The organism is Aeromonas sp. S5(2024) (genome assembly GCF_041403025.1).
Lineage (GTDB): Bacteria > Pseudomonadota > Gammaproteobacteria > Enterobacterales > Aeromonadaceae > Aeromonas > Aeromonas hydrophila.
The window spans coordinates 218,578-232,014 of sequence record NZ_JBGLRI010000004.1; the positions used below are offsets into that span (position 1 = coordinate 218,578).

12 protein-coding genes are annotated in these 13,437 nt (G+C 52.3%); 4 read left to right on the top strand and 8 right to left on the bottom strand.

The genetic code is table 11. The features are described from left to right. Positions 1-119 precede the first annotated feature (119 nt). From parC to ACB032_RS10500, 4 genes are all read left to right on the top strand, one after another. Positions 120-2,414: a DNA topoisomerase IV subunit A gene (gene parC, locus ACB032_RS10485; RefSeq protein ID WP_371137890.1), complete on the top strand. Its 2,295-nt coding sequence runs from the start codon at positions 120-122 to the stop codon at positions 2,412-2,414. Positions 2,415-2,490: 76 nt separating this feature from the next. Further along, positions 2,491-3,312 (top strand): hypothetical protein, encoded by an 822-nt coding sequence (locus tag ACB032_RS10490; RefSeq protein WP_371137891.1) that lies wholly within the window; start codon positions 2,491-2,493, stop codon positions 3,310-3,312. 783 nt (positions 3,313-4,095) lie between these two features. Continuing rightward, on the top strand, positions 4,096-5,241 hold the full coding sequence (locus tag ACB032_RS10495) for a hypothetical protein (RefSeq protein WP_371137892.1): 1,146 nt from the start codon (positions 4,096-4,098) through the stop codon (positions 5,239-5,241). Further along, positions 5,241-6,299 (top strand): hypothetical protein, encoded by a 1,059-nt coding sequence (locus ACB032_RS10500; RefSeq protein ID WP_371137893.1) that lies wholly within the window; start codon positions 5,241-5,243, stop codon positions 6,297-6,299. The genes ACB032_RS10495 and ACB032_RS10500 overlap by 1 nt, the downstream gene beginning before the upstream one ends. A gap of 613 nt (positions 6,300-6,912) precedes the next feature. Here ACB032_RS10500 and ACB032_RS10505 read toward each other — a convergent pair. From ACB032_RS10505 to ACB032_RS10540, 8 genes are all read right to left on the bottom strand, one after another. After that, the gene (locus tag ACB032_RS10505; protein WP_371137894.1) at positions 6,913-7,488 is read right to left on the bottom strand and encodes a disulfide bond formation protein B; all 576 of its coding nucleotides are present in this window, start codon (positions 7,486-7,488) and stop codon (positions 6,913-6,915) included. A 9-nt stretch (positions 7,489-7,497) separates the two neighbouring features. Then, positions 7,498-7,656 carry a DUF5993 family protein gene (locus ACB032_RS10510; protein ID WP_005343116.1) on the bottom strand — a complete coding sequence of 53 codons (159 nt, stop codon included), beginning with the start codon at positions 7,654-7,656 and terminating at the stop codon, positions 7,498-7,500. 368 nt (positions 7,657-8,024) lie between these two features. After that, complete coding sequence (locus ACB032_RS10515; protein ID WP_371137895.1) at positions 8,025-9,512, bottom strand: peptide MFS transporter; 1,488 nt, start codon at positions 9,510-9,512, stop codon at positions 8,025-8,027. Between the two features lie 634 nt (positions 9,513-10,146). Continuing rightward, entirely contained in the window at positions 10,147-10,530 is a 384-nt protein-coding gene (locus tag ACB032_RS10520) for a hypothetical protein (protein WP_371137896.1), read from the bottom strand. 215 nt (positions 10,531-10,745) lie between these two features. Beyond that, positions 10,746-11,648: a hypothetical protein gene (locus tag ACB032_RS10525; protein ID WP_371137897.1), complete on the bottom strand. Its 903-nt coding sequence runs from the start codon at positions 11,646-11,648 to the stop codon at positions 10,746-10,748. A gap of 11 nt (positions 11,649-11,659) precedes the next feature. Further along, positions 11,660-12,427 carry a hypothetical protein gene (locus tag ACB032_RS10530; RefSeq protein WP_201909733.1) on the bottom strand — a complete coding sequence of 256 codons (768 nt, stop codon included), beginning with the start codon at positions 12,425-12,427 and terminating at the stop codon, positions 11,660-11,662. A 12-nt stretch (positions 12,428-12,439) separates the two neighbouring features. Beyond that, positions 12,440-12,982, bottom strand: a complete 543-nt coding sequence (locus tag ACB032_RS10535) for a hypothetical protein (RefSeq protein WP_371137898.1) — start codon at positions 12,980-12,982, stop codon at positions 12,440-12,442. Positions 12,983-13,005: 23 nt separating this feature from the next. Then, positions 13,006-13,290, bottom strand: a complete 285-nt coding sequence (locus tag ACB032_RS10540) for a DnaJ domain-containing protein (RefSeq protein ID WP_005343121.1) — start codon at positions 13,288-13,290, stop codon at positions 13,006-13,008. Positions 13,291-13,437 lie beyond the last annotated feature (147 nt).

Below are 13,437 nucleotides of genomic sequence, written 5' to 3' on the forward strand. Positions count from 1 at the left end.
CTCCTCCCCCTCATGGAGGGGGAGGTTGGGAGGGGGTCTTGTGATTCACCGTCGGCCCCCTGCCGACCCGCATTTCCGGCGTGCCCTCTGAGGGCGTGCCATAGCAAGAGAACAACCTTATGAGTGATGCTATCGAGCTCAGTCTGGACGGGGTCGAGCGCCAGCCAATGCGCACCTTTACCGAGCAGGCTTACTTGAACTACTCCATGTACGTCATCATGGATCGGGCCCTGCCGCATATCGGCGACGGCCTCAAGCCCGTGCAGCGGCGCATCATCTACGCCATGAGCGAGCTGGGTCTGTCGGCCCTCTCCAAGCACAAGAAATCCGCCCGTACCGTGGGTGACGTGCTGGGTAAATATCACCCCCACGGCGACATCGCCTGTTACGAGGCCATGGTGTTGATGGCCCAGCCCTTCTCCTACCGCTACCCGCTGGTGGACGGTCAGGGCAACTGGGGGGCGCCGGATGATCCCAAATCCTTCGCCGCCATGCGTTATACCGAGGCGCGGCTGTCGCGCTTCTCCGAGCTGTTGCTCTCCGAGCTGGGACAGGGCACGGTGGAGTGGACGCCGAACTTCGACGGCACCATGAAAGAGCCGGTGGTGCTGCCCGCCCGCCTGCCGCACATCCTGCTCAACGGGGTGACCGGCATCGCGGTGGGGATGGCGACCGATATCCCGCCCCACAACGCGCGGGAAGTGGCCCACGCCTGCGTGGAGCTCTTGGACAACCCCAATGCCGGCCTGGATGCGCTGATGGCCCATGTGCAGGGGCCGGACTACCCGACCAACGCCGAGATCATCACGCCCCGCGACGACATCCGCAAAATCTACGAGACCGGCAAGGGCTCCATCAAGCAGCGGGCGGTGTGGAACGAGGAGGATGGCGACATCGTTATCACCGCGCTGCCTCATCAGGCCTCAGGCGCCAAGATCATGGAGCAGATTGCCGCCCAGATGGTGGCCAAAAAGCTGCCCATGGTCACCGATCTGCGCGATGAGTCGGACCACGAAAACCCGACCCGTCTGGTGATCGTGCCGCGCTCCAACCGGGTGGACGTGGAGGGGCTGATGGCCCACCTGTTCGCCACCACGGACTTGGAGAAGAACTACCGGGTCAACCTCAACATCCTGGGTCTGGACAATCGGCCCCAGGTGAAAGACCTCAAGACCATCCTCACCGAGTGGCTGAGTTTTCGCCGTGAGACGGTGCGCCGTCGCCTGCAATATCGTCTCGACAAGGTGCTGGCCCGCCTGCACATCCTCGAAGGCTTGCTGATCGCCTACCTCAACATCGACGAGGTGATCGAGATCATCCGTACCGAAGAGGAGCCGGGCCGGGTGATGATGGAGCGTTTCAACATCAGCGAGACCCAGGCCGAGGCGATCCTCGAGCTCAAATTGCGCCACCTGGCCAAGCTCGAAGAGTTCAAGCTGCGCGCCGAGCAGAACGAACTGGCCGAAGAGCGCGACAAGCTGGAACTGATCCTGGGTTCCGAGCGTCGTCTCAGCACATTGCTCAAGAAAGAGATCCTGGCGGATGCCGAGAAGTACGGCGACGATCGCCGCACCCCGCTGGTGGAGCGCGCCACCGCCGTGGCCCTGACCGAGAAGGAGCTCACCCCGAGCGAGCCGGTGACCGTGATCCTCTCCGACAAGGGCTGGGTACGCGCCGCCAAGGGTCACGACGTGGATGTGGAGGGCCTCTCCTACAAGGCGGGGGACAACTATCTCGCCCACGCCCATGGCCGCAGCAACCAGCAGGCGGTGTTCCTCTCTACCCTGGGACGTACCTACTCGCTGGAGGCCCATACTCTGCCCTCTGCCCGCAGTCAGGGCGAGCCGCTCACCGGCCGCTTCGCGCTGGGGGCCGGTGAAGAGGTGCGTCATCTGGTGATGGGTAACGAGGGCGAGCCGTATCTCATTTGCTCCGACGCCGGTTACGGCTTCGTCTGCCAATACGACGACCTGACGGCCAAGAACAAGAACGGCAAGGCGCTGCTGACCGTGCCGGAAGGGGGCATCGTCATGGCGCCCCAGAGGATAGGCGCGCCGGACACGGATCTCTGCATGGCCATCTCCAACGAGGGGCGCATGTTGCTGTTCCCGCTCAATACCCTGCCGGTGCTCGGCAAGGGCAAGGGCAACAAGCTCATCAGCATCCCCTCTGCTCGCGTGAAGGCGCGGGAGGAGTTTGTGGTGATGGCCGCCGTCATCCCGCAAGGCCAGTCGGTCACCCTGTTTGCCGGCAAGCGCAAGCTCACCCTCAAACCGTCTGACCTTGACTACTACCGTGGCGAGCGCGGCCGCCGCGGCGCCAAGCTGCCCCGGGGTTTGCAGCGCGTCGATCGTATCGAGATTGAACCCGCAGCCGGAACCGAACCGGTAGCCGGGGAAAATCAGGAAGGGTAATTAATATAGAAGGGCGCGAAAGCGCCCTTCTATTATTAAAAATCACGTATTAAGATTATAAATTTATGGGGTAGATATGAGCCAAGTCTTTAGAGTGGTAAATACCTATTATGAAGATTTTGAATCTTATGATTGTGTTTTTACATTTAAAACAATTAGATTTTGGTTGTGTCTTATATCGTTAGCTTTTTTTATCTTGGCTATGTTATGGCGATTTGAAGCTTTTGCTATCCCACATGCTAATGTTAGTTTGTCGAATAGAACTATTTTTATTTTCTTGCTTGAGTTTTGTTTTTTGATGTCATGTTTTAGTTTGAATTTGCTAAGGGATGAAATAGTTGTATCTAGAATGCAGAAAAAGTTAAAAACCAATGAGAAAAAACTTAGTAAGTTAAAATTAATTTGGCTGCAGAAGACAGTTGGGGTCGGAATGGATAGTTATTTATCCTTAGCTAAGGAACTAGATCAGTTATTGGACTTACGTAAAAAGCATAACAATAATTTTTCGCCATCTTTACAAACTATCGTTCACCTCATTTACACGTCAGATGCAAAGAATCGTATATTGGCATTGTTTATTTCAGTGTCTGCGGCTACTGTGGCTTTAAGCATTTCCGCCGGCTCTAATATTAATGATGTTTTTTCTTTTATACAGGAAACTGGTTGGTATCAGTTTTTTATATTAGATGCAACAATTGCTTTTGGTATATTTGCCTCTGTTGTAGGAATACGACTGATGGCTTGGATGGTATACGTAGCACTATACAAAATCTCCGATAAGGTAAAAGGCGTGAATGATATTGATCACTTTAGGGTAAGCCTGTTCATAAACCAATTATTACTTGCATATACTTTCAAAAAAGCAAAAATAACAGTGAGCGTAGATGAAAATAACTGATATGCATTGTAAATAAAATTAATTATTTTTATATGCAATGTTAATATGTAGTCGTTGATTAGCGAAGCCTAATCAGACGATTGCGAAAACCAGTTATAGCCACCTTGTAGGCATTCCAGCCGCTCTCTATATCCATAGCCACCGCGGACGATTATGCTTCGCTAATCGACACCACAGTTCTCTTTAACGTACAGTTACTCGTTAATTGCTTCTGCAGTGATGGCTTGCTCCCCCCTCATCTCCGTTAGGTGATGCATGACCACCACAGCCTGAGGTTGACATTGAGTTGTTCCTTCTATCTTTGGGAGGGTGCGTAGGTTTGATTAGCGAAACGTTTTTAGCGATAAAATCTGGCAGACTCACCTTTTTGATATCTTGAAAAGTCAGCCTGACTTGTTGAGAGGTTATCGGATTTAGTCAAAAAACGCCGAAGTGTAGCCACTTCCTCCTCTTCCGGACGTTGCGGCCATGACTGCTTTACAGAGTGGGCAAACGAAAGGTGGAGTAACCAAGATCGCCACACCAAATGCAGCTGACCCACCATCCCACCCACGGCAAGCCCAAGGGCAGCCACAAGCCTTTCAAAAGCAGCTTCACTCTCGGGTGAGAAATAGAGGTCCCCTTCGCCATAACGCCCCACTAGGCGGCTATCACAACGATGGGGGGCCCAGAATTGCTTCCCTTGCGTATATCAAGCTGACAGAAGAGTTCTGTCATAAAGTAGTTCAAAAAACATTATAAATATGAGATAGTTACTAAGAATTAATATTAAGAGGTGTCAGTGTGAACAACATATTAGAAGACAAAAAATCCAACTGCTTATCTATTTTAGAAAATCTGAAAGTAAAGCAGTACTTAGATATTATTAATGCGGCTTATAGCAAGAAAGGAGGGATAAATGGTCAGCGTATGCCTCTTAAAACAAAAACTGCACAAACTATCAGATCAAGAATGGTAGAGGATATTTCACTGGGCGCGATATTACCACCAATGGTTGTTGGTCTCATTGTCGAACCGGAGGAATATAGAAAGCTATCAGATAAAAAATTGAGTATCTTTGATGTTATAGGTGAGAATATATCTCTGATAGATGGAATGCAAAGGACGACGGCAATAAAGGAAGCCTTAGAAAAAAAAGCTACGATTATCGACAACGAGTTGAGAGTAGAGTTTTGGGTATCTGACTCTATGAATAGTCTGATATATAGAATGTTGGTGCTTAATACTGGTCAGGTTCCTTGGGATATTAAAAGGCAACTTGATACTATATATGAGCCTATAGCACAGAAATTAAAAAATGATATACCCACGTTAGATTTACGAGTTCTTGATGAGCCTAAAAAACGCACATCCTCAAGTCAGTATCAGAGCAGTAAATTGATAGAATATTATTTATGCTTCACTACTAGAAAGGTTGACGTAGATCTAAAGGATAAAGTATCTGAAGATTTTGCTCGATTAGATACAATTTCGGCAGCATCAGAAAATGACTCACTAAATAACTTTAGTTTGGTTATTAAGAGAATGTTGGAGCTTGATGATCAGATTTCTAGAGTGAAAGACATTGGTACCGGTCGATTTAAGTCTGGCAAAGACTTATTTACTAGTATTCCTGTTGGTGCTGGTTTCGTTTCTGCTGCCGCAGAGTATATCTATGGTGTTAAGGGGCTCGACTGTGATCATGCCGGTGTATTAGTAAACTTAAAAGATTTTGATGAGAGACTCTGTAAATTTATCTTAAAGTTGGCAAGCATGAGTGATGAAGAACTTATAGAGTTTCTTGAATTTGATCTTCTAAATGAAAAACTAAGTGTCAAATCAGCTAAAATAGGTACTTTTGAGAGGGAATTTTTCTATAAAGCATTTGAAGCTCTATTTAAGTTCTCTGATAAAATGCCTAATTTTCAGGTTTGTTGGTTGGCAAAATAATGGCAAATTTTGACAAGGACTCTGGCTACATTTTTGAGACATTGCTCCTATCTGCTGGGCATATCTCGGGTAAGGATAAATTTAAGTTTGTACAAACGGATAGCTCGAGAGCGGAGTTCACGCTATACAAGAGCTTAACAGAAGCATCAAAGAAATTTGATGTTCTCTACTCCGTTTCGGGTTTTAAATATGGTGATAGAGAAAACGTATATATTTGTATTTCTGGAGTGGAAGAGGCTGATTTTGTCCTCCCTGATGACTTTGATTTTGTTGAAGTAGACTGTGCTCATTTTGTTTTTTCGGCTAGAAGAATAGACCTTAAAGTTAGAAGCAATATATCAAAGTCTGACCTAGAAGAAGGCTTTGTACATCAACCAGATGATAGTGACTATAGAGGAACATCGCTTTCAGATATAACTAGCTACTATAATGACATAGTCGTAATTAGCTTTGAAAAACAGTCTATTTATGATGGTTTTAGTTTAGAAAGAATTTTGTATTACCTTTTGGCATTTAATACTAAGGTGTCAGCATTTCAAAGTTCTAGGCTTAATTCTATTTTTCAGGATTTGTTTTTAAATGTCGGTAATGTTTCTTATGCGAACATCTTTATTTCCATGACCAGCTTTCACAAAAAGCACGCATTTCTAGAGGCGTATAGATGTATAGAATGGATTTATCCAATGCCGAGAGTTGGTAATTTAAAAAGGTCTATTTCTTATAATGGAAAAGTTATTGATTTAGCAAGGCAATGTTCAGATGATTTATCATGGAGAAGAAAAGAAGAGGACTCACTATCTTTGTTAGTAAAAGAAGTGTTTGAATTAGACTCAGACCTGAAAGAATATATTCATTGGGCTAGGTTTATGGCAAGTTGTGAAGTTGAGGCCGCAGCCAATAGACTATATAAGTATCGGAATCAACTTGTACATCAGTTTAGTCCAGAGAAGGAGCTTCCGTTAGATGAAGATATTTTAGAGGAATTGATATTTTTTGTGTTGAAAATGATCGGAACCTTATATTCTAAATATGAGTCTGAATTGCTTGATATTGAATAGACGTAGCTTGAAAGCTAAATATGCCCCTCTCTTGATATTATATTTAGTTTCCTATAATAGATTTTTGTGGAAAATTGGTAGTAATGGATTTTATTTATTCCAAGCCAGTAGGTCTGATTAGTGAAGCATAATCAGGCGATCGAGAAAACAAGTTGTCGTTATTTTTGATGATTCTCAAACGGTTCTTTGTTGCTGATGTTACGGTGCGGACGATTACGCTTCGCTAATCGACCCTACGTGCTCCTGCTTGATTTAACGCTCTGCTGCTTGTCGGTGGCTTCTGTTGTGATGGTTTGTTCCCCCTCATCCCCGACCCTTCTTCCCTTATCTATGGCAAAGAGTGGGAGAAGGGAGCAGAGATCGCAGCCATTGATAGTGACCGTGGTATGGCGTGATAGCTAAGGGTGACAGCTATGGCTACAGGTTGGCAGGCGCTGGTTCCCTCTCCCTTTGGGAGAGGGTCAGGGTGAGGGGAGGTAACCGTAGGGTGCAATGAAATTGCACCGCTATTGAATCCGCGAGGTTGCCGATGCAATAGGCCGGGTTTGTTGCGCCTTTCGGCAATATAGGGCGGCAATAAAAGGTGGCGGACTGGCCGCCGCCTTGAGGGGGATTAACGCAGGCTCAGCAGCTCATAGATAATGGGATTATCGGCGCACTGCCCCGCGCCGCACTCCAGCACGGTAGAGATCAGGTTTGCCGCAATCAGCAAGACAAACAGCAGGGAGGCGATACGCCCCCAGCGCGCCAGATCCAGCTTGGGCAGCGCAATAGCGAGCCCGTCCCGCACCATCAATATCAGGGCGACGGCCAGGATGATCAGCAGGGCGCTGACCAGCGACCAGCTATAAAAGTGCAGCCCGAGAAAGGTGGAACCATAGCCGGGATCGCCGGGCAGAATATGCAGCAGCACCTGCCGGGTGCCGATCATGGCGGTGGCCAGGGCGCCGACAATCACGATGCCGTAGTGGGCCCCTTTTGCGCCAAATTGCAGGTTGAACATAAAGCCGAAACCGGCGACGACCAGGCCGACCCGCTGCAATAAACACAAGGGGCAGGGGAGTTCGGCCAGATAGAGCTGGTAATAGAAGGCGACGATCAGGGTCAGGCAGATGCCCGCCAGCCCCAGCGTATCGAGCAGCTGTGGCAGGTCACTCTTCGCGGCGGTGGCAGAGGTCGAAAGGCTCATGGCGGGCTCCTAGAACGAGAGGGTTAGCGGGTCGGTCACATGGTGCATAAAGGAGAGCAGAGTCACCACCAGCAACAGAGCCCAGAGCAGATAGGAGGCGCCACGCTTGTTCAGCAAGATGCTGATCCCCGTTATCAGCGCCAGCAGGAAGGGTAAAAACATATACATCTCATCTCTCCTTATCGTGGTGAGCCGGGCTCACAAGGCTTTGAGTATATGGCGGGCGGCACAGGGCGACCCGGCTAACAGCCGTCGCTATATGGCTCCGACTTCACTCATCGTACCCCTGTCGGCGGGAAATACCTACCGGGCTGATGATGCTGTGCACAATCCTCTTACCCCCCGATCTGCGCGATTGTTTCATCAGTGCGACAGTAAAAAATAAATTGGTTTCTTTGGTGCAAAAATAACCATGGGCATCGCACCACCAGCCAGAAACGAACCCACCATCCCGCCAAAAGCAGAGGCCCCGCAATCCATGATTGCGGGGCCTCTGGTCTTCTCTGCGGCTCACGCCGCCAAGCGGTTCAAACCGATCAGACGGGGATAGCTGTCGCCGCCGGTTGCGGGGTGATCTTCGAGGCGATCAGCAGGCGCAGGCGGGGCACCAGCAACAGCAGGACGATCCCGCCCGCCATCGAGCCCCAGCCGAGCATATTGAACACCGAGCTGTAGCCCGGGTTGGTGGCCACCGGAGAGCTGCCGATATTCTGCGGCATGGCGCTGGAGACATAGCCCGCCAGCACCGAGGCAACGCCGGTCACCATCATCCAGCAACCCATCAGCAGGCCTTGCAGGCTGGCGGGGGCCAGCTTGCCTATCATGGCGTAACCGATGGGGGAGATAAGCAGCTCGCCAAAGCTCTGCAGCACATAGCTGATGGCGATCCACTTGAAGGCGACCAGCCCGTCGGCCCCCGCCAGATGGATGCCGAGCGGCAGCACCAGCATGCCGAGCCCCATGCAGAACAGGGAGGCGGCAAACTGGGAGGGGATGTCGATATTCCAACTCTGCTCGCGCAGTCGCTTGAACAGCAGCGCCATCAGCGGGCCGCCGATGACGATGACGATAGTGTTGATGTTCTGGATCCACTGGGGGGCGACCCGCAGCCCGAACACATTGAGGTTGATGTTGTGCTCGGAGAAGAGCATCAGCCCCATGGGCGCCAGCTGGTAGAGCGACCAGAAGATGAGGGAGCCGAGGGCGAGGATCAGGTAGGCCACCATGCGGCTGCGCTCGGCGGCGTCCGGGTGGCGGGCGGTCATTACGCAGAGCAGCACCAGCACCACGGCCCCCAGGATCAGCACGAAGCTGCCGCTGAAGCTGGCGTGGGTCAGCAGCAGACGCAGCGCCGGCACCAGCATGGCCAGAATGGCGATCCCGGCCAGCATGCGGCGGTAGAAGCTGCTCCCTTTGACATGGCGCAGCGGGGTGCTGATATCCGCCAGAATCGGCCAGCAGGCGAAGGTGGCGATGATGGCGATGATGTTGCCCAGCGTCGCAAACAGGAACAGGGTGCGGTAATCCTCGGTGAGCTGGAAGTAGCCCGCTACCGTGAAGCCGATAAAGAAGCCCAGATTCATCCCGGCGTAGTTCCACAGGAAGGCGCTCTCGCGGCGGTGATCATCCGGGGCGAAGCGCTGGGTCAACATCATGTTGAGGCAGGTGACGTTGAGGCCGCTGCCGGTAAGGAACATGGCGAGCCCCCAGTAGAGGCCGGTGATCCCCATCTCGGCGATGAAGTAGCAGCCGATCACCTGCAGCACCATCCCCATCACGAACAGGTTGCGGTTACTGAGGTAGCGCCCGCCGAGATAGCCGCCAAACAGGTGCAGGCCATAGTTGAAGGCCCCGAAGACCCCCATCATGGCGTTGGCCTGGGATTCACTGAAGCCGAGCCGCTTGGTGGCGTAGAGCACCAGCGTGGAGTAGAGCACGGCAAACCCCAGGGTCGAGAAGGTCTGGATAAAGAACAGCGCCCCGGAGCCGGGGGGAATGGTGGGGTGTTGATTCGAAGCGCTCACGGTCTGTCTCCTGTGAGAGAAGAAAGTCATAACTCGTCCTGAGAGCGTACCGGTCTGCTGCCGGCTAGCCTTGTGCGCTTCCATGCTGGTCTGAAGGCCGGTCTGTCATTTAGCGGCCAAGCGGTGCAAATAGCCATACCTGAAATTTAATCTGGCGAGATTAATTGTCTTTTATTGATCTATTCCGGTTTTTTATGCGGTTTTGACTGCTGAGAAGCTGGCGCTGGCTGGGTAGGTATCAGAGCGGGCGGGGTTGAATGGAGCCTTTTTTGACATGAACTGATTTGATAGTGAGATCGCCATCCCGCTTTTGGCTGCTCTTTCGCCATTGCCGCCGGCATGTTGAGTGGCAGCTTATTTATTCAGTTTCACCCTTTGAGTGAATAAATATTGAAAATGAGGGCTTGATCAGAACCTGATGACATGAGGAATTTTTGAGCGTTTCATCGCAGGGGCTAATATATATTCTTGTTGTAATAACGTGATACAGATTAGTTTCGACAGATAGGTGACTTAAGATAGCCTGATAATATATCAATCAGAGCATTTTGGGGCCGGGAATCGTGATGCTATCCTTTATGAAAATATATTTCCTTTGCATTCTTTGAGTATTTTCCTCAGAGATAAAATCTGATTATGGTGAGAAAAGCTCGTAGTCCGGTGTGATAATAGAACCTTTCCGATAGGTCATATACACAATGGTTCCTTCCTCATCGACCATGGCATATGGCCATTTTCCGTTGGCTCCATACATGGCCACATAGAGTGGGTTGAAATAATCTTGAGTCTGACCACCCGGGTCATACGGGAGTCGAACATGATAGATTGGATATTTACCATCGTTACATAACTCGACTTTTTTTAATATAACGCCTCGTTCCAGTAATACCTTTCTGGTCGGATGTTGCCAATTTTCCAAATCTACATTTTTACAATTATTGGCGACTTCTCGATAAAGGCGGGTATCTGACAGTAGCGGAGTATTGGCGCTGATAAGTATTAAAAGTGGCAGCAGCATAAAAATCTGACCTGTATTATGACCGGTTTATTCAGCCCTGAATCAGGGGCGCAGTATAGCTGCGAACAAGGTTTGAATGAAGCCATCTGAGCTGGTTGCATCCCGATTTGTTACGTCAATCGTGGGGGCTGATGGGGTAGATAGAACAACGCCCGGCGGGCCGGGCGTTGGGTTATCCCACATTGGGGGCAACAAAAGAGGCGGCGAAGCGCGCCCTAGAAGTTGTGGTAGAGCGGCCAGCCGAGCAGCGGGTGCTTGAGACCGGCGCGCATCTCGATGCTGTCGAGCTTCTCCGGCGAGGCGTTCTCTTTTTGCAGCAGCTGGTACTGGCGCACAAAGCCGAGGGTGTGCAGCAGGTTGGGCACAAAGCCCGGGCTCAGCTCCTGGCGCAGGGTGGCGGCCATGTCGGCGGGGAGTGCGCTAAGCATCAGGGCGAGCTGGGCGGCGAGGTAGTCGGTGTCATACCAGCTCTCGTCGAGCTCAATCTCCCGCGCCAGTTTGCGCTTGAGATCCTGCTTCACCTTGAGCGGGGCGGCGCCACTGCCCTTGCCGCAGAGGATGCGGTAGAGCAGCGCTTCGGCCAGCTTGTCCTCCATGGTGGGGTGGTCGCTCTCGCAGGCGAAGAAGTGCTGGTCGATGAGTTCCATCAGGCGGCTCTTGTTGTGCTCGCTCAGCGCCTTCTCGTACTCCTGCCACCCTTGCCACTCCTCCACATCGGGCGGGCTCGAGATCTTGTCCAAGAGGCGCGCATCCACATCACCGTAGAGGCTGTTGCCAGCCTGCTTGGGGCTGACGGTGATGAGCATCGACCAGCCCTTCTGGAACGGTTTGATGGGGCCTTCCGGCGCCTGCAGCAGCGCCAGTGCCTTGGCCGGATCCCGCGCCGAGAGCTCCTGCAGGCCGAGGCTCACCACGCCGATGACGTCGTGGGCGGCCTGCTCCAGCAGGTGCATCTTGTACTTGTTGTAGTACTTGTCGGCGAATTTGAGGCTCATCAGCACCGCCTTGCCCTTGATTGCGGCCAGCTGTTGCTCGCTCAAACGTTCATTGTCGCGGCCAAAGCGCAGCACCTGGGTCAGAAAGGGGCCCTGGTTGGCATCGCGAATGACTAACTGCATGAATGGGCTCCTTAATCCAGAAAGCTGAACATGTCGTCGACGTCGCCGTACTCGTCTTCCTCGACCTTGTTCTTCTCTTTGGCCTGCATCACCAGCTCGGCGGCAAACTTGTTGATGATGCCGTCCCAGCTGGAGTGTTCGCTCCGCAGCAGCGCCTTGATGGCTTTCTCCACCTCGGGGGCCAGCTCGCGAATGAGCATCAAGAGGCTGCGCGGGTCGTCCAGCGCGTAGTCGTGGACATCCTCGCTCTGCTGGCGCTCGCTGTAGCGCAGAGACTCTTCAAGATCTTCCTCTTCGGCGTGCAGCACGTCGCGATAGCCTTCGTCCTCTTCATAGCGATCGCCGCGATAGAACTCGATAAAGGGGATGGCGAGGTAGAAGAGACCGGCTGGATCCTCGGCCACGCACTCGAGGATCTCCCGCTGCTTGGCTTCGCTATCCTGGGTGCGGATCAGGTAGTTGAGGAAGTCGAAGGTGTGCTGTTGCAGCTCGTCGGCGTTGTTCTTGATCGCCTCTTCCCAGTAGAGCGGCTGCTGGCAGACGATGTCGCGGATCCGCTCCGGGGTCATCAGCTCGGAGATGATGGAAGGGAAGGAGATGTCGTGCTGGCCGTTGATCTGGGTCAGGGTAACGATATCAATGTTTTCAATCACTTCTGCCAGCTGGTCGTCAGACATGGTCTTGGCGATCAGCTCGAACTTCTCGCTGGCCTGCTTCGGCTCGATAACGGCCAGCTCTTTGATCTCGATGGCGGTAATTTCTATCAGACTGTTGCTCATGCCTTGCCCCAATTAGAAACGGACTTCGTCGTACATATCCTGCTCGCCCTGGTCATCGCCATAGCGGTCGCTGCCGCCATGGTAGTCGGCGTCGGCATCTTCCCCGTCTTCCTCTTCTTCGTCGCGCAGATCAACGTCGTCATCACCGCGGTGGCTGCCGCGCGGCAGCGGGTTGTCGAGCAGGAACAGCACGGCGCAGGCTTCCATTAGCTGCTCTTCGCTCTGGGCCCGCACCGCCTTGACCAGCGGCAGGACGGCGTTGTTGAAGCCGACGCTCACTTTGAATTCGTCCCAGCTCGGCTGTTCGCCGCTGGCGAGCCACTTGTTCCACTGCCCCTTGGCCTTGGCCGGGAACTGCACCCGGCCATAGAGGGCCAGCGGCAGATACTCGGGCATAAACTCCAGCATGCTCATATCGGCCAGCAGCAGGCTCTTCATCTGGTCGGTGAACTGTTCCAGCCCCTTGGGGTCGTCCTGATCCCGGTAGGATTCGATGTTTTCGCTGGCATCGCTTTGCAGCGACTTGAGCCGCGCCTGGTCCCATCTCTTTTGCATAGTTGCTCTTTCTGCCTGCTGTTTCAGGGGTAGAACTGATCCCACATCTCCTGCATGGCGGAGGCGGGGTCGGTCACGATGACGTTGTTGAAATCCTTGATAAAGGCGGCCCGCTGTTTCGGATCGGACAGCACTTCATAGGCCTGCTTTACCTGGTGCAGCTTGATGGCTGCCTGCTCTTTCTCTTCTTCACTGGCCCCGTGCAGCTTGTCGGGGTGGTACTGGTTCGACAGCCGTCGATAGGCTTTTTTGATGTCGTTTTCACTGGCGTTGGACTTGACGCCCAACACCCGGAAGTAGTTGTTCATGACGGATCCTGCCTCACTGGCATCGTGGAATTGACCCTGCGCTGGCCTGGCGGCGGGGCTCTTGGCAAACCAGGCTCGGCAAAAACCCGACATTTTAACGCAAACAGGCCGCCATCGCCATGGATAGGAAGCGAACAGATGGGCGAG